Source organism: Polaromonas sp. P5_D5, assembly GCF_054049435.1.
Genome location: NZ_JBFUMJ010000011.1, coordinates 1 through 21,080, shown reverse-complemented (window position 1 = coordinate 21,080; position 21,080 = coordinate 1). Strand labels below are relative to the sequence as shown.

Sequence of the window (21,080 nt, the reverse complement as noted above, 5' to 3'; positions counted from 1 at the left end):
CCGATAGGGGTGTGCCCATTTTTCGGCTTTGCCGGGCCGCAGGCGCAGCGGCCCCTTGGGGGCAGGGAGCTACACGCAGTGAGCGACCGTGGGGCTAGTACTTCAATGCAGTGCTCTTGCCCCAGAACACACGGTAAGCGAACACGGTGTAGCCGATGATCATCGGCAGCACCACCGCTGCGCCGGCCAGGATCACGCCCATGGCCTCGGGCGCGCTGGCCGACTGCCAGATCGTCAGCTTGTCGATCACCAGCCACGGGAAGAGGCTGTAAGCCAGGCCGTAGAAGGCCAGCAAAAACACGCCCACCGTCGCACCAAAAGGTACCCATGCGCCGTATTCATTGCCTTGTGCCAGCCGCACCGGCAGGCGCTGCAGGCTGCGGAAAATCACGCCAAACAGTACCGCCGTGGCCGCCGGGATTGGCAGCAGCAGCACGATGTTCGGAAACGAAAACCATTTGTCGAAAATGCTCTGGCTCACCAGCGGTGTGGCCACCGAGATGGCGCCGATACCGATCACGGTGAACAGGAGGCTGCGCCTGGCCCAGCGCACGGCTTGCAGTTGCAATTCGCCTTCGGATTTGATGATGAGCCAGCCGGCGCCGAGCAGGCAATACGCCGCGACCAGCGCCGCGCCGATGACCGCGTTGAAGACGATGGTCCACCAGGTCGCCGCAAAACCGGTGATCAGCGAGCCCAGCATGTAACCTTGTGACCAGCTTGCCAGCAGCGAGCCGGTGTAGAACATGCGGTTCCACAGCGGCTTGTGGCTGGCGCGCGCCTTCACGCGGAAGTCAAAGGCCACACCGCGCAGCGTGAGGCCGATGAGCATGAACGCCACAGGCAAATACAGCGCACCCAGGATGACGCCATGCGCCAACGGAAACACCGTGAGCAAGATGCCTACGCCCAGCACCAGCCAGGTTTCGTTGGCATCCCAGAAGGGGCCGATGCTGGCGATCATGGTGTCCTTGTCGTCATCGCCGGCGGTGCGCATCAACACGCCCACGCCCAGGTCGTAGCCGTCAAGAATCACATAGGCCAGCATGGCCAGGCCCATCACCACCAGGAAGACGATGGGCATCCAGCCGGCGGCTTGCGTCAGGTCAGGGGCAAGGTCAAGCATGGGGAGCTCCTTCTTTTTCGGGGTAGTTCACAACGTTGAGGTCCTTCTCGGTCGCACCGGCGGTGCTGTCATCGCCGAACGGTTTGTCCGCATGTTTCCTGTGCCGCGCGAGGTAGAAGACCACCGACACATAAGACACCAGCAGCACCGCATACAGCGCGAGGTAGAGCGTCAGCGTCAACGCGATGCGCGGCGCCGGCACTTTTGAAGCCGCCTCAGCCGCCGTCAGCACACCCGTCACCAGCCAGGGCTGCCGGCCGATTTCGGTCACATACCAGCCGGCGATGAGCGCAATCCAGCCGGCGAATGTCATGGCGACCAGCACGCGGGCATGCCACACCGTGAGCGTGCGCGCCGGGTCCTTCTTCCATGGGGCCAGTTGCAACACACTGGCCCAGCTCACGGCCAACATCAGCATGCCCACGCCTACCATGATGCGAAACGCCCAGAACACCGGCGCAACCGGCGGATGTTTTCCCTCGAACTCGTTCAAGCCCTTGACCTCGCCGTCCAGGCTGTGCGTGAGGTAGAGCGAGGCCAGCTTGGGAATTGCGATTTCGTAGTGGTTGGCCTTGGCCTTTTCGTCCGGCAATGCGAACAGAATCGCGGGCACGCCTTTTTCGGTCTTCCAGATGCCTTCCATGGCGGCCAGCTTGGCCGGCTGGTGTTCCATCGTGTTCAGGCCGTGCTGATCGCCCGCGACGATCTGCAGCGGAATCAGCATCGCAGCCATGTAGATGCCCGTCTTCAGGCCGGCCATGACTTCTGCCCCGCGATCGTTGCGCAGCCAGCGGTAGGCCGAAACACCCGCCACCAGAAATGCCACCGTCAGCCCCGACGCCAGCAGCATGTGCGTGAGGCGGTAAGGAAAGGACGGGTTGAAGATCACCTCGAACCAGCTCGTCACATGCGCCTGGCCGTTGATCATTTCAAAACCCGCCGGCGTCTGCATCCAGGAGTTGAGCGCCAATATCCAGAAAGCCGACAGCGTGGTGCCGCCCGCCACCAGCAGCGTGGCGATGGTGTGCATGGTTTCGCTCACGCGTTCACGCGCAAACAGCATCACGCCCAGCATGGTGGCCTCCAGAAAGAAGGCCGTCAGCACTTCGTAGGCCAGCAGCGGCCCGGCGATGTTGCCCACTTTCTGCATGTAGCCCGGCCAGTTGGTGCCGAACTGGAAGCTCATGGTGATGCCGCTGACCACACCGAGGGCAAAGGTCAGCGCGAAAATTTTCACCCAGAACTGGTAGGCGTCCATCCAGTATTGCGCTTTGGTTTTCACGAAGCGCAGCTTGAAGTACAGCAGCACCCAGCCCAGCGAAATGCTGATGGTGGGAAACAGAATGTGGAAGGTGATGTTGGCCGCGAACTGGATGCGGGCCAACAGGAATGCGTCTAAACCGTCCATCATCAACTCCTGTTTTCGTCGGGAAGGTTGGCAGCAGCTGCTGCTGGGCCGGGAAGCTCGCCGGAAGGCTTCGCCGCCACTTTGCTGGATGCGGTGCGGCCTGTCAAACCGGCCTTCATGCTGCTGGCGACCTTGTCTTTGACCTCCAGCAGCTTCTGCACCTTGGCGCCCATCTTCATCAGGCTCATCAGCGTGGCCGAGTCCATCTTCTGCACATCGGCCAGCCAGCCCGTCATCAGCTCGATCAAATCGTGCATCTGCTTCATGCGCGCCTGGGCGTGAATGTCGTCCTGGTTGGCCGGGTGTTCCATCAGCGCATCGCGCAGCATGGAAAGCGTCGGGTCAATCTCGCGCTTGCGGCGTTCCTCGGCCAGTGTGCGGAAGATGGCCCAGACGTCTTCCGGCGCACTGAAATACTCGCGCCTGTCGTTCGGCAGGTGCTGCAGCCGCACCAGGTTCCACGACTGCAATTCCTTCAGCCCCATGCTGACGTTGGAGCGCGAAAACGCCAGCGCCTCGCCGATTTCGTCGGCATTCAGGGCCCGTGGCGAGACGTACAGCAAGGCATAAATCTGCCCAACAGTCCGGTTAATGCCCCAACGGCTGCCCATTTCACCGAAATGGAGGACAAATCGCTGGGTTAAGGGGGCAAGGTTCATGGCGCGGGGCCTCTTTGGTTTATTGAATTTTCAGGAATTACTGAAATTCTAATAAATTGAAGCAGTTTGCGCTGGCGGCTGGATTGACCTTGTGTGCAGCCGGGTGAAATCGGGTGTAGCCGTCGAACGCTGACCTGACCCGACACCAGTTTGTGCCGGCAGGTTGCTATCGAATTCGTAGCTGCTTGCGCTTGTATCTATTGGGCTAGAGGCCAATCTCATGCGTGAAAAAGCCCCAAAACAGCGTCAAAAGCGGCCCCGCAAACGTTCATGTGCGAGCTAAAGCTGTTTTTCGCCGGTTTCAAGGCTATTTTCAGCATGAAAACAGCCTTCAGGCCAATACAGACAAGCGCAATAAGCTATCAAATATATAGCACCCCAACATACAACCCAAGCTGTGCCAGCGGGATTTGCGCTGAAACGAAACGACCGGTTGCCGGGTCGGGTCACCGCTATTGGCAAGCCCGTCGCAACATGGGCATACTGGCCCGCCCATACACAACACCCCACAAAAAGGATTCCATGCGCCACACCACCACCGTCCTCGGCTTTTCCGTCACCGTTGCCTTTGTGGCCGGGATTGCGCTGTCGCCGCTGGCCCAGCACGCCCTGCCCGATGCGCATGCGCAGGCCGTGCCCCTGGCGCCGGCGATGATTGACCTTGCGGCGCTCAAGCACGGCGACATTCCCGGCACCCCAAACCCTGAAATGAATGCGAAAGGGCTGGTCATCACCGACAACGCCACCATCGGCATTCAGTCCGGCAATGTGGCCAAACACATTCACCCGAAAACCGACGAGATCCAGTACATCATCGAAGGCAGCGGTGCCATGTGGCTGGGCGGCGAGCGCAAGGAGTTCAAGCCGGGCACGCTGATCATCATTCCCAAAGGCACGGCACACGGCGGCACGCTGGTGACCAGCGGGCCCGTCAAGGCGCTGGCCATCAAGATCCCGCCGCAGGCCAGGGACGACGTGACTTTTGTGAATTGAGCGAGCGCGCCTCGTCAGCGGGGCGATTCAGCGCGGCGTACGCGGCGCCGCTGGGCGCCGCCTTGCAGGCGGGCGCTTCCGGACCGCAGGCGCGGGTGTCGTCGCGACCTCCGGTGTGGACTCCGGCACCAGCAGCACAACTTCCTTCAGCCCCATGCCCAACATGCCGAGCTCTTCCGCCGCGGCGCGGCTCAGGTCGATGATGCGGTTGCCGCTGTAGGGTCCGCGGTCGGTGATGCGGACGTCCACATCACGGCCGTTGACCAGGCTGTGCACACGCACCATGGTGCCAAAAGGCAGCGTGCGGTGCGCAGCGGTGAACTCCTGCATGTCAAAGCGTTCTCCGCTGGCGGTGCGCCGGCCGTTAAAACGCGGGCCGTACCAGGAAGCCTGGCCGCGCTGGAATTCGCGGGGCACTTCGCCGGCCAGCAGCGACGGCCTGGGTGCAGCGGCGGAAGGCGGCACCTCGTCGGTTCTATCGCTGGGAGCGGGCGATGCATCGGTGGCGGGACGTGAAGGACGCGGCGCCGGTGCAGCAGCACCCGGCACGGTGGATGGCTTGTTGGGTGGCGGCGTGGTGCATGCGGCCAGCAAGGCCAGCAGCACCGCAGCACTGAGGGTGACGGCAGACCGGCGTGCACCCTGCTGCATGGCGTGTAGCCTCAGGCGCGCTGCAGTCGCCCGATGATTTCGGTCGTCGCTGCGGCCTGGTTCATCGTGTAGAAATGAATGCCGGGCACGCCTGCGGCGTAGAGCTGCTCGCACAGGCCGGTGATTACGTCCAGGCCGAAGCTCTTGATGGACGCGGTGTCGTCGCCAAAGCCCTGCAGGCGCAGGCGGATCCAGCGCGGAATCTCGGCGCCGCAGGCATCGGAAAAGCGCATGAGTTGCGTAGAGCTGGTGATGGGCATGATGCCGGGCACAATGGGCACGTCCACACCCAGAGCCTGCGCGTCGTCGACAAAACGGTAGTAGGCGTCGGCGTTGAAAAAATACTGTGTGATGGCCGAGTTGGCGCCGGCCTTGACCTTTTGCACAAAGGCCTGCAAGTCGGCATCGGCCGATCTGGCCTGGGGATGGATTTCCGGGTAAGCGGCCACTTCGATGTGGAAAGTGTCGCCGGTTTCAGCGCGGATGAAGGCCACCAGGTCGCTGGCGTAGTGGAACTCACCGCCCGCGCCGTAGCCGCTGGGCAGGTCACCGCGCAGGGCGACCAGGCGTTTCACACCCATGATTTGCAAGGTGGTGAGCTGCTGGCGCACCGTGGCCTTGGTGGCGCCCACGCACGAGAAATGGCAGGCCGCCGCCACGCCTTCGGCCAGGATTTCGTTCACCGTGCCGAAAGTGCCGTCTTGCGTGGAACCACCCGCGCCAAACGTCACCGAGCAAAACTCGGGCTTGTGCGCATAGAGCGCCTGGCGCGCCACACGCAGCTTCTCGGCGCCTTCAGGTGTCTTGGGCGGGAAGAATTCAAAACTGAGGGGAAGATTCAGGCTCATCACGGATCTCACTCGTCGTTATTTGTCGTGTCGGTTTTGCTGTCACGCCGCTTGCCACGCGCAGGGCCAGGCTGGCCGGCATGCGCAAGTTCGGAGTCTTCGTGCGGCGCGCGGGAGGCGCGCATTTCGCTGCGTGGCACGCGCTTGGCAATCTTGCGCTGCGGTGCGGCCGGCAGTGGCTGGTCTTCGCCCGCCACGTCCTGGCCCTTGACAGCCTGGATAAAAAATTCGCGGTTGCCGTCGCCGCCTTCAATCGGCGACGCCAGCCAGGCTTTCACTTCCAGTCCCAGCGCTGCGCAGGCATCGCGCAAGCGCTTTTCGACAAACTCGAAATGCGCCGGGTCACGCACGATGCCGCCCTTGCCGATCTGGCCGGGCTGCAATTCAAACTGCGGCTTGACCAGCATGAGCAGGTCGCCGCCCGGCTTGAGCAGGCGAACCACGGCGGGCAACACCAGCGTGAGCGAGATGAAGGACAAATCACCCGTCAGGAAGTCGAAGTTGGCTTCTGCGGCTGGGCTCGCTTCATCCAGGTCGGCGTCATCCCCATCGCCATCGAAGTCATCCGGAAAATCCATGTCGCCGCTGTCGCCCGCATGGCCGGCCACCAGGTCGGCCGCGGTCATGGAACGGGCATTGAGGCCCTCGACGCAAACCACACGCGGGTCTTCACGCAGGCTGGCGTGCAGCTGGCCGTGGCCCACATCGACGCCCACCACCTGCAATGCGCCATGCTGCAGCAGGCAGTCGGTAAAGCCGCCGGTGGACTGGCCCACGTCAAGGCAGCGCAAGCCATCCACCTTCAGGCCGGTAGCTTTCAGCGCGCCTTCGAGCTTGAGCCCGCCGCGCGAGATGTACTTGGCTTCGGTGGTGTCCAGCAACTGCAGCTCAGCGCCGGGCGGAATCTCGTCGCCGTTCTTGGCGACCTTCTTCCAGGCAGCGTCGGCTTCAGGACGCCACTGCACCCCCGAAGCGATCAGGCGCTGGGCCTGCGAGCGGGTGGCGGCATGGCCGTGTTCGACGAGGAATAGGTCAGCGCGCATGTAGTGTCTTCCGGTATTCCAGCAACAGCCTTAAGGGCGTAGCGAGCGGCCCGAGAGCAAGGCGCGGGCGTCAGGCAACCGGAATGCACTTGAGGTGCATGAGGATTGCCTGATCGGGACCCGCAACGCCGCTATCGGGTCGCGCAGTAGCCAGGAAAAATCAGTAGCGATAGGTGTTGGCCTTGTACGGGCCGGCTTTAGAGACACCGATGTACGCAGCCTGCTCGTCGCTCAGTTCAGTCAGCACAGCGCCAACCTTCTTCAGGTGCAAACGGGCAACCTTTTCGTCAAGATGCTTGGGCAACACATAAACCTTGCCCACTTCGTACGCATCTTTCTTGGTGAAGAGCTCGATCTGCGCGATGGTCTGGTTCGCAAAGCTCGACGACATCACGAAGCTCGGGTGGCCGGTGCCGCAACCGAGGTTGACCAGGCGGCCCTTGGCCAGCAGGATGATGCGCTTGCCGTCCGGGAAGATCACGTGGTCGACTTGCGGCTTGATCTCTTCCCAGGTGCATTTTTCGAGCGATGCGACGTCGATCTCGTTGTCGAAATGGCCGATGTTGCAGACGATGGCCTGGTCTTTCATCTTCGCCATGTGCTCATAGGTGATGACGTTCTTGTTGCCGGTGGCGGACACAAAAATGTCAGCCTTGTCGGCAGCGTATTCCATGGTCACGACCTTGTAACCTTCCATCGCGGCCTGCAGGGCGTTGATGGGGTCGATCTCGGTCACCCACACCTGGGCGCTCAGTGCGCGCAAGGCTTGTGCGGAGCCCTTGCCCACGTCGCCGTAACCGGCCACGAGTGCGACCTTGCCGGCGACCATCACGTCGGTGGCGCGCTTGATCGCGTCAACCAGGGATTCGCGGCAGCCGTACAGGTTGTCGAACTTGCTCTTGGTGACGGAATCGTTCACGTTGATGGCGCGCAGGGCCAGCGTGCCCTTGGCCGACATTTCATTCAAACGCAACACGCCGGTGGTGGTTTCTTCAGTCACGCCGATGATGTTTTTCAGGCGGCGGCTGTACCAGGTCGGGTCTTGCGCCAGCTTGGCCTTGATCGAATTGAACAGGCAGATTTCTTCTTCGCTGCCGGGCTTGGAAATGAGGCTCGCGTCTTTTTCGGCCTTGGTGCCCAGGTGCATCAGCAGCGTCGCGTCGCCGCCGTCGTCCAGGATCATGTTGGGACCTTCTTCAGGCGTGCCCTTGGCGCCGCTGAATTCGAAGATCTTGTGGGTGTAGTCCCAGTAGTCGGCCAGGGTCTCGCCTTTGATGGCGAACACCGGCGTGCCGGCGGCGGCAATCGCGGCGGCGGCGTGGTCTTGTGTCGAGAAAATATTGCACGAAGCCCAGCGCACTTCAGCGCCCAGGGCTTGCAGGGTTTCGATCAGCACGCCGGTCTGGATCGTCATGTGCAGCGAACCGGTGATGCGCGCGCCCTTCAGCGGCTGCGCCTTCGCGAATTCTTCGCGGATGGCCATCAGGCCGGGCATTTCGGTTTGCGCGATGTTCAGTTCCTTGCGGCCCCAGGCGGCAAGCGAAATATCGGCAATGGTGTAGTCGGTGGAAGGTTTCAGGACGGCGCTCATACGGTTCTCCAAATTCAAACGTCAACTGGGCAAAATCGCCACGGGCAAGGCGCTTTCGAAACAGCGGGGGAATTCAGTCATTCACCCGGCTTGAGAGAGCACTTGCGGGTGAGCGTGGTTGCAATGAAGTCCTGAGCCTGGTCCACATGGTGTGGCTTGCAACGCTCCTCAGGAAGCCACGATTATACCGAACTCCCCCGTTCAGGCTCACTTCGTGTAGCCTGCTCCCCCCTCAAGGGGGCGGCGCCTGGGGCCGGCGAAGCCGGACCCTCGGCCCCCGCTGGTGAAATACGCCATCACCGATCGCGCCCAAAGAACGCTTCAACCCGCATGGGCCGCGGAACCGGCTTTGCCGGGCCGCAGGCTCAGTCCCCTGCAAGGGGAAAAGGGCTACACGCAGTGAGCCCGATAGGGGTGTGCCAATTTTTCGGCTTTGCCGGGCCGCAGGCGGGCGGCCCCCTCGAGGGGGCAGGGAGCTACACGCAGTGAGCGACCGTGGGGGCCCACACCATGCGAGAATTTCACCATGCAAGAGTCCGCAGCCCGCCACTTTCGCCCCTCTTCCGTAGGGCATCCAGGTTTCGGGGCGGCCTGATGTACCCCCGTCTGGCGCCCGTCTACTGTGCCTTGTTCCTGATCATGGGTGCGGGAATGAGCGCCAGCTTCGCATCAAAGGCATACCGGGCCTTGCAAACCCTCGATTGGGAAACAGGCAGCGCGCAAATACTTTCGTCCAGCGTAAAGGCCACGTCCGACAAGCGAGCCAGTTGCTATGAGCAGCTTGCCACCTATAGCTACAAGGTGCAGGGCCGAACCTTCACCGGCCAACGTGTGCGCGCGGCGGACAGCTGCCTTTCGAAGGAAGAGTCCGAGCTATTCGAGGCTGCGTTCAAGAAAGGCGACACGGTGGCCGTGCGCTACGATCCCGAAAATGCCTCCGAAGCGGTGCTCGAGCCCGGGGAACTGTGGTTCAACGATTGGATCCAGGGGATCGCGGGCTTGTTGATCACAGGCATTGCCGTTCTGATGGGCATCGAGATACTGAGAAAGCAACGATGAAGGACCTCACATCCTGGGCGCTCACCGAGCGCGCACAGATCACCGGCGTCTTCACCGACATCGACGACACACTGACCACCGAGGGAGCGATCACCGCCGATGCGCTGGAGGCTTTGGGTGCGTTGAATGCCGCCGGGCTCAAGGTGGTAGCCATCACCGGGCGGMCCGTAGGCTGGAGTGAGCCCTTCGCGGCAAGCTGGCCGGTCGATGCCATCGTGGCGGAGAACGGTGCGGTGGCGCTGCTGCCGGCGCAGGTTTTAGACAAAAAAGCCCCGCAAGCCGCACCAGTCTTGCGCAATCAGCTATCAAAAATATACCAACAGGATTCCGCGACACGCGCTGCCAACTTCGCCCGCATGCGGGCCGTGCTGGCGCGCATCGAGCGCGAGATGCCGGGCGTCACCCGCGCCACCGACTCGCCGGGCCGTGAAACCGACATCGCCATCGATCACAGTGAGTTTGTGCAACTGAGCGACGCGCAAATCGCGGCGGTGGTGGCACTGATGAAAAGCGAGGGCATGCACGCCACCGTCAGCAGCATCCACATCAACGGCTGGTATGGCAGCCACAACAAGCTCGAAGGCGCGCGCTGGATCGTCCGGCAGCTCTGGCAGCGCGACCTGGACGCCGAGATGGATCAATGGGTCTATGTGGGCGATTCGACCAACGACCAGCTGATGTTCAAGACCTTTGCCAACAGCGTGGGTGTGGCCAACATCGCGCGCTTTGTGCCGCAGCTGGCGCACCTGCCGCGCTATGTCACCCAGGGCGAGCGCGGCGCAGGTTTCACCGAAATGGCGCGCGCTTTACTGGATTAACAACCGCGGCTGCCCCGCGTTACCTCAGCGGGTGCCGCGGATCGGGCTTTGCCCGGCCGCAGGCACCGTCCCCTGAAGGGGAAGGGACGCTACACGAAGTGAGCGTCAGCAGGGGTTAGCTATATTGGCGGCGCACTGAGCCCCAGCGCAACCAGGCGCCGAGAGCCGCTACCGCCAGAACCAGCGCGGCATAACCCTCTACCGTAGCGGGCAGGCCCAACGGTGCGATCAAGCGGCCTGCCAGCATGGCGGGCACGCTGAAGGCCAGGTAGCTGATGGCGTACAGCGCAGAAAACAACTCCGCCCGCTGGTGCGGCTGTGCCATCGGCGCCAGCGTCTGCACCTGCGCGGAGAAAGCCGAGCCGCCGCCGAAACCGGCTAGCGCCGTCCCCGCGAAAAACAGCGCCACGGAACGGGTGGCCAGCGACAGGACCACCAGACCTGCACCCACGGCAAGCAAGCTCATGCCGATGGCGCTCATGCGCACGGGCGAAAAGCGCCTCAACAAAGTCGGCGAAGCAGCGCCCAGGCCGAAGAAGGCCGCAATGGCCAGGCCGTTAACGATGCCGTCGTGGATGCCAAAGATTTGCTGCAGCACGGAAGGCACCAGCGACAGGTACAGGCCCGCAAGCGACCACACCGCCAGCATTGTCGGCACGCCGCGCACAAATTCGGCGCGCGCCTGCACCGGCACCGAGATGCGCGGCACCAGCGAAGCCAGCGCGCCGGGGCGCGGCGTGACGCTTTCGGGCAGGAACAGCGTGGCCACCGCACCCACCACGCAGATGGCGACCAGCACGCCAAACACCAGCGGCACCGGGTGCAAGGTGAACTTGACGGCGATACCGGTGAGCAGCGCGCCCACGGCCAAGCCCGCCAGCGGCGAGACGCTGCCGATCATCGCGCCCAGGCGTTTTTGCGCAGCGGGGGCGGCCTCCACCACCGCCGCCGTCAGCGCGCCGCCGACCATGCCGGTGGCGATGCCCTGCACGATGCGCGCAGCAATGATGCCGTTGATGCTCCCGGCCAGCAAAAAAGTCAGCATCGCGCCGGCCTGCAGCAGCAAGGCGGTAAACACCACAGGCCGCCGGCCGATGTGGTCAGACAGTGAGCCAGCCACCAGCAGCGAGGCCAGCAGCGCAATCGCGTAAATCGCAAACGCCACCGTCAGCAGCGCAGGGGAAAAACCCCACTGCTGCTGGAAGACGACGAACAGCGGCGACGGCGCACTGCCCGCCACGAAGAACGCGAACAACAGGATCGCCAGCAGGGGGAAGGCGGCTGCGGGCGGCAGTTGCCAGTGGGCCGCCGTCGGGCGGGATGGTTGCAATGAGGGATCGGCGGGAGCAGCAGGGGTAGCCATGGGGAACGCTCAACTTTCTTAAAGCTAATTTATTCGCGTTTGCAAATTCTATACCCGTTCAAAAATTAACGCAAACATCGTTGCTTTTAGGCTAGAATTCGCCCTGATGAGCACCCTCCAAACGCCCCAGAACAAACGCCCCGGCGGACGCAGCGCCCAGGTGCAAATCGTGGTGCGCAAGGCGCTGGAAGAACTGATTGCCCAGGAGGGCCGCGACAAAGTCACCGTGCCGGCCGTGGCCGAGCGCGCCGGCGTGAGTGCTTCCAGCATTTACCGGCGCTGGGGCGACGTGAACGGCCTGCTCGGCGAAACCGCCCAGCAGCGGCTGGACCCGAACCGCCCCCTGCCTGAGACGGGCGACCTGAAAGCCGAACTCACGGCCTGGGCCAAGGAACTGATCAACCACCTCAACAAGCCAGGCAATGCCTCACTGCTGAAGGCCGCTGCCGCGCTGGCGGGATCAGAAGAAACCAATTGCCTGAAAAACCGCCGCAACGAAGCCACGGTTCTGGTCAAACGCGCCCAGGCCCGCGGCGACGCCACACCCACCGTACAGCAGGTGCTGGACCACATGATGGCCCCCATCATCTACCGTTTGATTTTTGGCGCCGGCGTTGAGCCGGCCTTGGCCGAACAACTGGCCGGCGAAGTGTTCGTGCTGGCTGGTATCCACGAAACTGGACGCTGAGCCCAAATCAGTGGGGCCGCGGAACCGGCTTTGCCGGGCCGCAGGCGCCGTCCCCTGCAAGGGGAAAAGGGCTACACGCAGTGAGTCCGATAGGGGTGTGCTTAATTAGGCTTAGCTAACCCAAGCTTGTCTATCAGCACTTTTTCGCGCCCAACTGTGTCTTGCGCAAACTTGGTGTAGTCGGCCGAGCTCAGGTAGTTGGGCAGCATGTCGTAGCGGCCCAGCGCCGCGACGTAGCTGGGTTCTTCCATTGCTTTCTTGAAGGCGTCGTGCAGGCGCTTGACCACTTCGGGCGGCGTGCCTTTGGGCGCGCCTATCCCGAAGGGCGAGTTCTGCACGATGTCATAGCCCAGCTCTTTCAGGGTGGGTGCGTTCGGGAATTTGTCGAGCCGCTTCTCGCCCCAGGTATTGAGCACGCGCAGCTTGCCCGCCTCGACCTGCGGCGCAAAACCGGTGCTGTCGGCGCCTGCCATCAGCTGGCCGCTGACCAGCGCCAGCATCAGGTCGGCGCTGCCTTTGTAGGGCACGTGCTGCAATGTGATGCCCGCTTTTTGCGCGATGAGTTCGGTCGTCAGGTGCGGGCTGGTGAGTGTGCCCGTCGAGCCGTAGGTCAGCTTGCCGGGGTTGGCCTTCGCATAGGCGACAAAGTCGGCCCAGGTCTTGAAAGGGCTGTCGGCCGGCACCACGATGCCGAAGGCGTAGCCGGTCACGTTGATCACGTAGCTGATGTCCTTGACCGGGTCCCAGTTGATCTTGGTGGTGTAGCCAAGGCGGAACACGCCCAGCGGAATCTGCGCCAGCGTGTAGCCGTCGGCCTGCGCGCTTTGCAGTTGCTGGGCCGGCAGGGTGCCGCCCGCGCCGGGCTTGTTCTCAACGATCACCGTCTGGCCCAGAATCTTCGAGGCATTGTCGGCAAGCGAACGCATGGTGATGTCGGTGGGCCCGCCCGCCGGGAAGGCGATGATCAGCTTGATCGGTTTGACCGGGAAATTTTGCGCATGGGCCGCACCCCACGCGCCGGCGAGTGAAATGGCCAGGGCGGCGGTGATCTGCAGTAAAGGGCGGCGTTGCATCGGTGTATCTCCTGATCCTGAAAGTATGGCGGCTTGAGCCCATATCATGCGTGCAGCAAGCCGCCATCGCATCAGGGCAACACCTGAAAGGTTGTCACGTCGGTGTCAGCACTTTCTTCGGCGTTTTGGGTGTTTTAAGCGTTTCAACCATACAGGACCAGCGCAAGCAGCTATTAATTCAATAGCAAAGCCTGCCGCAGCGTTGACTCCATCTCTGCCAGCAGGGGCCGCGGAACTGGCTTAGCCAGGCCGCAGGCGCCGCCCCCTCGAGGGGGGAAGGTGCTACGCGAAGCGAGCATCCGACGGGGGTGCTATCTGTTCAATACGCTTCCCAAGGCTTTCCCGGTATGCGTGCCGAGCTTGACGACAGCCTCGGGCGGAGCCGAAGCCACCACGCGTCCACCCGCATTGCCGCCGTCCGGCCCCAGGTCAATCACCCAGTCGGCTTCGGCGATCACATCCAGGTCATGTTCGATCACCACCACGCTGTGGCCGCCGTTGACCAGGCGGTGCAACACATGGATCAGCTTTTCCACATCGGCCATGTGCAGACCCACCGTGGGCTCGTCCAGCACGTAGAGCGTGTGCGGCGCCTTCTGGCCGCGGCGCGTGATGTCGTCGCGCACCTTGCTGAGCTCGGTCACCAGCTTGATGCGCTGCGCCTCGCCGCCCGAGAGCGTCGGCGACGGCTGCCCCAGGGTGAGGTAGCCCAGGCCCACGTCTTTCAGCAACTGCAACGGGTGGCTGATGTTGGGCATGGAAGAGAAGAAATCCACCGCCTCGTCCACTTCCATCTTCAGCACGTCGCCGATGTTTTTGCCGCGCCAGGTCACGGCCTGCGTTTCGGGGTTGAAGCGCGCGCCGTGGCAGGTTTCGCACAGCACCTTCACGTCGGGCAGAAAGCTCATGCCGATGGTCCGCACCCCCGCGCCTTCGCAGGTGGGGCAGCGGCCTTCGCCGGTGTTGAACGAAAAGCGCCCGGCACTATAGCCGCGTGCGCGGGCTTCCAGCGTGTCGGCAAAGAGCTTGCGTATCGTGTCCCAGAAACCGATGTAGGTAGCCGGGCAGGAGCGCGGCGTCTTGCCGATGGGCGTCTGGTCGACTTCCAGCACGCGGTCTACCACCGCATAGCCCTCGATGCGTTCGCAGCCGGTCCAGTCGGGCGTCTTGCCCTTGTCGTCGGCGTCGCGCCCAGATTTGGTCGAGCGCTGCATGACGCCCGCGTGCACATTGGTCAGCAGCACATCGCGCGCCAGCGTTGATTTGCCGGAGCCCGATACACCCGTCACCGCCACCAGGCGGTACAGCGGCACGGTGACCGACACATCCCTGAGGTTGTGCAGATCGGCATTGACCACGGTGAGCCAGGAGGTGAAAGGCCCGGCCGCCGCCGGCGCCGCATTGTGCAGTGCGCTGGCATTGGCGGCGGCGGCTTTGAGTGCGGCTGCCTTGAGCGTGGCCGCCTTCTGCTTGCTCACCGGCTTGGCGCTCACGTCAACGGGCGCTTCTTTCACCGCGGCCAGGGGTGCCACGCCCTTGCGTGTTTCGCGCCGGATCTGTAGCGGGTGAATAAGCGGGTTGGCAAGGTAGCGTCCCGTCAGAGATTCCGGCACAGCCGACAATTGCGCCGCCGTGCCTTGTGCGACCAACGTGCCGCCGCGCTTGCCTGCGCCGGGGCCGATGTCGATGATGTTGTCGGCGCGGCGAATGGTGTCTTCGTCATGCTCGACCACCACCAGCGTGTTGCCGCGGTCGCTGAGTTTGCCCAGCGCGCTCAGCAAAATCTGGTTGTCGCGCGGATGCAGGCCGATCGTCGGCTCGTCCAGCACATAACAAACGCCTTGCAGGTTGGAGCCGAGTTGCGCCGCCAGGCGGATGCGCTGCGCCTCGCCGCCCGAGAGCGTGGGCGCGCCACGGTCCAGCGTGAGGTAGCCCAGGCCCACGTCTTCGAGAAACTCGAGGCGGCTTTTGATTTCGGGAATCAGGTCGCGCGCGATGCCAGCCTCACGGCCCAGCAGCGCGAGTTTTTCGACCCAGCCCCGCACGTCCGTCACCGACAGCGCTGCGATGTCGGCAATGCCGACACCCGCGAACTTCACCGCGCGGGCCTTGGCATTGAGGCGCGTGCCTTCGCAGGTCGGGCAGGCGGTGCCGGCCACGTCTTCCACCTCGGGCTCGGCAAAACTTTGCTCGCGGCCCTTGTTGTCGTCGTCCATCACCGAGTCATCAAACACCTTGCGCTGTTCTTTGGTGAGCTTCACGCCCGTGCCCACGCAGTCGGGGCACCAGCCGTGCTTGCTGTTGTAGCTGAAGAGGCGCGGGTCCAGTTCGGCATACGAGGTGGCGCAAATCGGGCAGGCGCGCTTGGTCGAAAACGCGATCAGCTTGCCGATGTTTTTGGCGCTGGCGCCGGCCATCATCGCGCCGCGCAGGCCGTCGAGCGGGGCCAGCACGTGGACCACGCCCTTGCCGTGTTCCAGCGCGGTCGCCAGCGCGGCGCGCAAGGCGGCTTCGTTGTCGGGCGACACATGGATATCGGCAATCGGCAACTCGACCGTGTGTTCCTTGAATCGGTCAATGCGCGGAAAGCCCGTGGTCGGCAAAAATTCGCCGTCGATGCGCAGATGCGTGTAGCCGCGTGGGCGCGCCCAGTCGGCCAGCTCGGTGTAGACGCCCTTGCGGGCAATCACCAGCGGAGCCAGCAGGCCGATATGCTGGCCGCGGTAGGTCTTGATCAGCTGTGCGGCAATGCTCTCCGGGCTTTGCGGCATCACGGCTGCGCCGTCTTTGGTGCAATGCTGGATGCCCAGCTTCACATACAGGAGGCGCAGGAAATGCCACACCTCGGTCGTCGTACCCACGGTGGACTTGCGGCCGCCGCGCGAGAGGCGCTGCTCGATCGCCACGGTGGGGGGAATGCCGTAGACCGCATCCACTTCAGGCCGGCCGGCCGGCTGCACGATGCTGCGTGCGTAGGCGTTCAGCGACTCAAGATACCGCCGCTGCCCTTCGTTGAACAGGATGTCAAAGGCCAGCGTGGACTTGCCCGAGCCCGACACGCCGGTCACCACATTGAACTTGCCGCGCGGAATGTCGACCGACAGGCTCTTGAGGTTGTTCTCTTTGGCGTTGACGATCTGGATCAGGTTGGAAAACGCCGGCCGTGTGGCCCAGACCTTGGGACGCGACTCTTCAACGCCGTGCACCTTGCCCATGGCCTGCTCGTATTCGCGCAGGGCGAGCGCCGTGTGTGAAGTCGGGTGCTGACGCACCTCCTCAGGCGTTCCCTGGGCCACCAGCAGGCCACCGCCCTCCCCGCCTTCGGGGCCCAGGTCAATCAGCCAGTCGGCCGAGCGGATCACGTCGAGGTTGTGCTCGATGACGATCAGCGAATGGCCGGCTTCGAGCAGCTTGCGCAGCGCGCGCATCAGCTTGGCGATGTCGTCAAAGTGCAGGCCGGTGGTCGGCTCGTCGAACAAAAACAGCGTGCCGCGGCCCGGTTGCCTGAGCGCCAGCGCCTGCTTGCTGGCGCTGGTAGTTTTGCTGGCGTTGGCGAGGAAACCCGCGAGCTTGAGGCGCTGCGCCTCACCGCCCGACAGCGTGGGCACGGGCTGGCCCAGCTTCACGTATTCCAGGCCCACGTCGACGATGGGCTGCAGCGCGCGCACCACTTCGCGGTCTTGCGCAAAGAGGGCAATCGCCTCGCTCACCGTGAGGTCCAGCACGTCAGAGACATTGAGCAGGCGCGGCTTGACGTCGCCAATCGCCTTGCGCTCAATCGTCACTTCAAGGATCTCGGCGCGGTAGCGCTTGCCGTCGCAGTCGGGGCAGCGCAGGTAGACGTCGCTCAAAAACTGCATCTCGACATGCTCGAAACCTGAACCGCCGCAGGTCGGGCAGCGCCCGTCACCGTTGTTGAAGCTGAACTTGGTGGCGGTGTAGCTGCGCTGTTTGGCCAAGGGCGCCAGGGCGAAGAGGTCGCGCACCGCATCCCACGCCCCCACATAGCTGGCCGGGTTGGAGCGCGCCGTCTTGCCGATGGGCGACTGGTCAACAAACACCACGTCGGTCAGGTGGTCGGCGCCCATCAGGCGGTCATGCAGGCCTGGCGTTTCAGTCGCCTTGCCGAACTGGCGCAGCAAGGCCGGCGCCAGGATGTCCTGCATCAGCGTGGACTTGCCCGAGCCGCTGACGCCGGTGACGCACACCAGGCGCTGCAGCGGAAAATCGACGGTCAGGTTCTTCAGGTTGTGGTCACGCGCGCCTTCGAGGATGAGGCGCGGGGTGTTGTCGGTCACCGCGCGCTTGAAGCCCATGCCCACCTGCTTGCGCGAGCCGAGGTAGGCGCCGGTCAGCGTGTCGGCATGTTTGATGTCGTCGGGCGTACCATCAAACACGATCTGGCCGCCCTTCTCGCCCGGGCCCGGGCCCATGTCGATCAGGCGGTCGGCCGCCAGCATGACAGCCGGGTCGTGCTCGACCACCACCAGCGTGTTGCCGGCGTCACGCAGGCGGTGCATGGCCTGGGTGATGCGGTTCATGTCGCGCGGGTGCAGGCCTATGGAGGGCTCATCGAGCACAAACAGCGTGTTCACCAGCGAGGTGCCCAGCGCAGTCGTGAGGTTGATGCGCTGCACCTCTCCGCCTGAGAGCGTGCGGCTTTGCCGGTCGAGCGTGAGGTAGCCGATGCCGACGTCGCAGAGGTATTTGACGCGGGTCTGGATTTCTTCGAACAGCGACTTCAGCGCCTGCAGCTCGGCGTCGTCGCCCATCACGTCGAGTGACAGGCCGCTGAAGAACTGTCGCAGCCTGTCGATCGGCAGGCGCATCAGGTCGTGCAGCGCCAGGCCCGGCAGGGCTTCGAGCTGTTCACGGCTCCAGTGCACGCCCACCGGCATGAAGCGCTGGCTGGGCGGCAGCACCGCATCGGCGGCTTCTTTGGAACCGAGGCGCCAGAGCAAAGACTCGAGCTTCAGACGCGCGCCGCCGCAGGTTTCGCACTGCGTATAGCTGCGGTATTTGGACAGCAGCACGCGGATATGCATCTTGTAGGCCTTGCTTTCAAGGTATTCGAAGAAGCGCTTGATGCCGTACCACTGCTTGTTCCAGTTGCCGTCCTTATAGCCCGGTGTGCCGTTGATGACCCAGCCCTGCTGCTCGGGCGTGAGCTTGTACCAGGGCGTGTCGCGCGGAACGCCCGCCGCTTCGGCGTGGCGCAGCAGGTCGTCCTGCGCTTCTTTCCAGGCCGGGGTCTGGATGGTCTTGATGGCGCCGGCGCGCAGGGTCAGTTTGTCGTTGGGAATCACCAGGCCGTAGTCGACACCGATGACACGGCCAAAGCCGCGGCAGGTTTCGCACGCGCCCATGGCCGAGTTGAAGGAGAACAGCGAAGGCGTGGGGTTGGTGTAGCGCAAGTCGCTGTCGGGGCAATGCAGGCCGGTGGAGAAACGCCACATGACATCGGGCTGACCGTCCTCAGCGTGCTGCACATAGATATTGAGCCTGCCGCCGCGTTTAAGCGCGGTCTCGATGGCTTCCATGACCCGGGCTTTTTCCACTGCGTGCGTGCGAAAGCGGTCTGCCACCACATCCAGCAACTTGTGCGGACCGGCGGGCGTGGCGACGTCGCGCTGGGCATGAACGCGTGTAAAGCCGCTGACAGAGAGCCACTGCTCGACCTGTTCGGCACTGGTGTTGCCGGGCAGTTCGACCGGGAAGGTCAGCACGACGCGTGGGTCGCCCTCTTTGGTGCGTGCCATCAGTTCGGCGTAAATCGATTCGGGTGTGTCGTGGCGCACGTTCTGCGCAGTCTGCTTGTCGAAGAGCTGCGCGGCGCGCGCGTAGAGCAGCTTCAGGTGGTCGTTGAGCTCCGTCATGGTGCCCACGGTGGAGCGCGAGCTGCGCACCGGGTTGGTCTGGTCGATGGCGATGGCGGGCGGCACGCCTTCCACCTTGTCGACGGCCGGCTTGTCCATGCGATCCAGGAACTGCCGCGCATAGGCAGAGAAGGTTTCCACATAACGGCGCTGGCCTTCGGCAAACAAGGTATCGAACACCAGGGAAGATTTGCCCGAGCCGCTGGGGCCGGTGACGACCGTCATTTCACCGGTGCGAATATCCAGATCGAGGTTTTTGAGGTTGTGCTGGCGCGCGCCGCGAATGCGGATGATTCCCTGGGACATGAGTGCAGTCTTTCCTGAAGAGGTCAAACATTCTAGACAGGGCAACCGGCTGTGCAGGGCGTAGGGATTAATGTCCTTTTTGCACACTTTTTGCTACGCCAATTAGGGCGGCTTCTGGTTTTCCTGATCGCATTTTTTGCGCTTTCATGCTTCACTTATGGATACATCATTTCACCCCGGATGGAAACACTGTGAACAACATGACAAAACTCAGCAGATGGTGCGCCGCCATCGCGATGGTGGCCGTGGCCCAGGCCAGCCATGCGCAACTCCTTGTCGGGCAAACCGCGGGGTTCACCGGTGCCGTGGGCGCCGGCGTCAAGGAAACCACGGAAGGCGCCAAGCTCTACATCGACGCCGTCAATGCCAAGGGCGGTGTGGGCGGGCAAAAGATTGAACTGGTGTCACTCGACGACAAGTTCGATCCCAAGCTGGCAGTCGAAAACGCACGCAAGCTGATTGAAGAACAAAACGTGCTGGCCATGTTCCTGACCCGCGGCACACCCCATACCGAAGCCATCATCCCGCTGCTCGACAAGAACGGCGTGCCGCTGGTTGGCCCCTCCACCGGAGCCATGGTGCTGCACCAGCCCGTCAAAAAACATGTGTTCAACGTACGCGCCACCTACCAGCGTGAAGCCGAGAAGGCGGTCACCCACCTGCATTCCATGGGCATCACGCGTATCGGCATCGTGTATGCCGACGACAGCTTCGGCGCTGACGGCGTGACGGGTGCGCAAAAAGGGCTGACGACTGCCAAGCTGCAGCCCGCTGTACTGGAAAAATTCGACCGCTCCAAACCCGACTTCGGACCCATCGCACCCAAGGTTTACCAGTCCAATGCGCAGGCCGTCATCATGGTGGCCTCAGGGCAGGCTGTGGTCGACGGCATCAAGGCCTTCCGCGCGGGTGGCTCTACGGCACAAATCGTGACGCTTTCGAACAATGCCTCAGGCGGCTTTGTGAAAAGCCTGGGCGACAACGCCCGCGGCGTGATCGTCACGCAGGTGTTTCCGTATGAGCGCTCCATCGCCTTTCCCATGGTGAAGGAGGCACAGGAGCTGGCCAAGGCCAAGGGGCAAGCCGACGTGAGCCCCGCGATGCTGGAAGGTTTTGCCGCCGCAAAGGTGTTGGTGGAGGGCTTGCGCCGGGCAGGCGCCAAACCCACGCGCGAGAAACTCCAGGCCGCGCTGGAAGGCATGCGCAAGCTGGATATCGGCGGGCTTGAGGTGAGCTACAGCCCCGAGGACCATACCGGGCTGGACTTTGCCGATCTGTCCATCATCGGCACCGATGGAAAATTCAAGAGATAAATAGCACCCCACTGCCGACGCTCACTTCGTGTAGCGTCACCTCCCCCCAAGGGGGACAGGCGCCTTGCGCCCGGTATAGCCGGATCGCGGCCCCTGCCTGGAAAGAGAATCCCCCCTGCCGACGCTCACTTCGTGTAGCGTCACCTCCCCCAGGGGGACAGGCGCCTTGCGCCCGGCATAGCCGGATCGCGGCCCCTGCTTGCGAATTCGCAGACCCGCGGCCAAGCCATGCAGGTTTGAAGATACCCCCTGCCGACGCTCACTT

The 21,080-nt window shown here is 63.3% G+C and carries 15 protein-coding genes and 1 riboswitch; of the genes, 5 read left to right on the top strand and 10 right to left on the bottom strand.

The annotated features are described in order from the left end of the window. Positions 1-94: 94 nt before the first annotated feature. From ACXJKE_RS22905 to ACXJKE_RS22895, 3 genes are read right to left on the bottom strand one after another with little or no spacing between them, the layout of a single operon-like run. Complete coding sequence (locus tag ACXJKE_RS22905) at positions 95-1,126, bottom strand: cytochrome d ubiquinol oxidase subunit II (protein WP_457282893.1); 1,032 nt, start codon at positions 1,124-1,126, stop codon at positions 95-97. Continuing rightward, the gene (locus ACXJKE_RS22900) at positions 1,119-2,534 is read right to left on the bottom strand and encodes a cytochrome ubiquinol oxidase subunit I (protein ID WP_457282892.1); all 1,416 of its coding nucleotides are present in this window, start codon (positions 2,532-2,534) and stop codon (positions 1,119-1,121) included. Before ACXJKE_RS22900 ends, ACXJKE_RS22905 begins: the two co-directional genes overlap by 8 nt. A 2-nt stretch (positions 2,535-2,536) precedes the next feature. Next, entirely contained in the window at positions 2,537-3,193 is a 657-nt protein-coding gene (locus tag ACXJKE_RS22895; RefSeq protein WP_457282891.1) for a GbsR/MarR family transcriptional regulator, read from the bottom strand. A 522-nt stretch (positions 3,194-3,715) separates the two neighbouring features. Here ACXJKE_RS22895 and ACXJKE_RS22890 point away from each other — a divergent pair. Then, a complete protein-coding gene (locus tag ACXJKE_RS22890; RefSeq protein WP_457282890.1) occupies positions 3,716-4,186 on the top strand; it encodes a cupin domain-containing protein in 471 nt (156 codons plus the stop codon). 27 nt (positions 4,187-4,213) lie between these two features. Here ACXJKE_RS22890 and ACXJKE_RS22885 read toward each other — a convergent pair whose 3' ends face one another. The 4 genes from ACXJKE_RS22885 to ahcY all read right to left on the bottom strand — a co-directional run bounded on the left by ACXJKE_RS22885 (position 4,214) and on the right by ahcY (position 8,319). Continuing rightward, complete coding sequence (locus ACXJKE_RS22885; RefSeq protein WP_457282889.1) at positions 4,214-4,837, bottom strand: septal ring lytic transglycosylase RlpA family protein; 624 nt, start codon at positions 4,835-4,837, stop codon at positions 4,214-4,216. Positions 4,838-4,848: 11 nt separating this feature from the next. Beyond that, entirely contained in the window at positions 4,849-5,685 is an 837-nt protein-coding gene (gene metF, locus ACXJKE_RS22880) for a methylenetetrahydrofolate reductase [NAD(P)H] (RefSeq protein ID WP_457282888.1), read from the bottom strand. A gap of 8 nt (positions 5,686-5,693) precedes the next feature. After that, the gene (locus tag ACXJKE_RS22875; protein WP_457282887.1) at positions 5,694-6,728 is read right to left on the bottom strand and encodes a TlyA family RNA methyltransferase; all 1,035 of its coding nucleotides are present in this window, start codon (positions 6,726-6,728) and stop codon (positions 5,694-5,696) included. A gap of 160 nt (positions 6,729-6,888) precedes the next feature. After that, a complete protein-coding gene (gene ahcY / locus ACXJKE_RS22870; protein WP_457282886.1) occupies positions 6,889-8,319 on the bottom strand; it encodes an adenosylhomocysteinase in 1,431 nt (476 codons plus the stop codon). A gap of 103 nt (positions 8,320-8,422) precedes the next feature. Next, positions 8,423-8,495, bottom strand: a riboswitch (S-adenosyl-L-homocysteine riboswitch). Between the two features lie 475 nt (positions 8,496-8,970). Here ahcY and ACXJKE_RS22865 point away from each other — a divergent pair. Then, positions 8,971-9,378: a DUF3592 domain-containing protein gene (locus ACXJKE_RS22865; RefSeq protein ID WP_457282885.1), complete on the top strand. Its 408-nt coding sequence runs from the start codon at positions 8,971-8,973 to the stop codon at positions 9,376-9,378. Further along, entirely contained in the window at positions 9,375-10,196 is an 822-nt protein-coding gene (locus tag ACXJKE_RS22860) for an HAD-IIB family hydrolase (RefSeq protein ID WP_457282884.1), read from the top strand. The genes ACXJKE_RS22865 and ACXJKE_RS22860 overlap by 4 nt, the downstream gene beginning before the upstream one ends. A gap of 115 nt (positions 10,197-10,311) precedes the next feature. Here ACXJKE_RS22860 and ACXJKE_RS22855 read toward each other — a convergent pair whose 3' ends face one another. Then, positions 10,312-11,559: an MFS transporter gene (locus ACXJKE_RS22855; protein WP_457282883.1), complete on the bottom strand. Its 1,248-nt coding sequence runs from the start codon at positions 11,557-11,559 to the stop codon at positions 10,312-10,314. Positions 11,560-11,665: 106 nt separating this feature from the next. On the opposite strand from ACXJKE_RS22855, the gene ACXJKE_RS22850 reads away from it, so the two are divergent. Beyond that, on the top strand, positions 11,666-12,247 hold the full coding sequence (locus ACXJKE_RS22850) for a TetR/AcrR family transcriptional regulator (RefSeq protein WP_457282882.1): 582 nt from the start codon (positions 11,666-11,668) through the stop codon (positions 12,245-12,247). Positions 12,248-12,348: 101 nt separating this feature from the next. Here the strand turns inward: ACXJKE_RS22850 and ACXJKE_RS22845 are convergent, their stop codons facing one another. Together ACXJKE_RS22845 and uvrA are read right to left on the bottom strand one after the other, a co-directional pair. Beyond that, positions 12,349-13,320, bottom strand: coding sequence for a Bug family tripartite tricarboxylate transporter substrate binding protein (locus ACXJKE_RS22845; protein WP_457282881.1), 972 nt, complete (start codon positions 13,318-13,320; stop codon positions 12,349-12,351). A 311-nt stretch (positions 13,321-13,631) separates the two neighbouring features. After that, positions 13,632-19,502, bottom strand: a complete 5,871-nt coding sequence (gene uvrA, locus ACXJKE_RS22840; RefSeq protein ID WP_457282880.1) for an excinuclease ABC subunit UvrA — start codon at positions 19,500-19,502, stop codon at positions 13,632-13,634. A 200-nt stretch (positions 19,503-19,702) separates the two neighbouring features. Between uvrA and ACXJKE_RS22835 the strand changes: the two genes are divergently transcribed. Further along, on the top strand, positions 19,703-20,815 hold the full coding sequence (locus tag ACXJKE_RS22835) for an ABC transporter substrate-binding protein (protein ID WP_457282879.1): 1,113 nt from the start codon (positions 19,703-19,705) through the stop codon (positions 20,813-20,815). The last annotated feature ends 265 nt before the right edge of the window (positions 20,816-21,080 follow it).